Below are 1,188 nucleotides of genomic sequence, written 5' to 3'. Positions count from 1 at the left end.
AAACCGGCAACGTTCTACTCTCCCAGGCAGCTACCCGCCAAGTACCATCGACGCTGGAGGACTTTACTTCTGTGTTCGGGATGGGAACAGGTGTTGCCCCTCCGCCATCGTCACCGGATTTGTCTCCTGCATATGTCTGTTTCAACTATTAATAATTTTTCTGTGTTTTGGTCAAGTCCTCGACCTATTAGTACCTGTCAGCTGAGTACATTGCTGCACTTACACCTCAGGCCTATTACCACATTATCTTCATGGGGTCTTACTCCATTTAAGGATGGGAAATCTCATCTTGAGGGGGGCTTCGCGCTTAGATGCCTTCAGCGCTTATCCCTTCCAAACTTAGCTACTCAGCCGTGCCTTTGGCAAGACAACTGATGCACCAGAGGTTTGTCCATCCCGGTCCTCTCGTACTAAGGACAGCTCCTCTCAAATTTCCTACGCCCACAGCAGATAGGGACCGAACTGTCTCACGACGTTCTGAACCCAGCTCGCGTGCCTCTTTAATGGGCGAACAGCCCAACCCTTGGGACCTACTTCAGCCCCAGGATGAGACGAGCCGACATCGAGGTGCCAAACCTCCCCGTCGATGTGGACTCTTGGGGGAGATAAGCCTGTTATCCCCGGGGTAGCTTTTATCCGTTGAGCGATGGCCCTTCCATGCGGTGCCACCGGATCACTAAGCTCGACTTTCGTCCCTGCTCGAGATGTCTCTCTCGCAGTCAAGCTCCCTTTTGCCTTTACACTCTTCGCGCGATTTCCAACCGCGCTGAGGGAACCTTTAGGCGCCTCCGTTACTCTTTCGGAGGCGACCGCCCCAGTCAAACTGCCCACCTGACATTGTCCTGAATCAGGGTAACTGATTACAGTTAGAATAACGTTATACCAAGAGTGGTATCCCAACAGCGACTCCATTAAGACTGGCGTCCTAACTTCTCTGTCTCCCACCTATCCTGTACATGATATACCATTATCCAGTGCCAAGCTGCAGTAAAGCTCCACGGGGTCTTTCCGTCTAGCTGCGGGTAACCGGCATCTTTACCGGTACTACAATTTCACCGAGTCCATTGTTGAGACAGCGCCCAAATCGTTACGCCTTTCGTGCGGGTCGGAACTTACCCGACAAGGAATTTCGCTACCTTAGGACCGTTATAGTTACGGCCGCCGTTTACTGGGGCTTCAGTTCTGTGC

At 52.3% G+C, this 1,188-nt stretch carries 2 rRNA genes; both read right to left on the bottom strand.

Annotated features, from left to right (window positions below):
- Position 1 precedes the first annotated feature (1 nt).
- Positions 2 to 118: ribosomal RNA gene (gene rrf, locus JOC49_RS13115) — 5S ribosomal RNA — on the bottom strand.
- Positions 119 to 167: 49 nt separating this feature from the next.
- A 23S ribosomal RNA gene (locus JOC49_RS13110) occupies positions 168 to 1,188 on the bottom strand; the annotation flags it as partial.

Origin of the sequence: Fusibacter tunisiensis (assembly GCF_016908355.1) — a bacterium.
Classification (GTDB): domain Bacteria; phylum Bacillota; class Clostridia; order Peptostreptococcales; family Acidaminobacteraceae; genus Fusibacter_D; species Fusibacter_D tunisiensis.
This window is presented reverse-complemented; position numbering and strand designations above follow the sequence as displayed.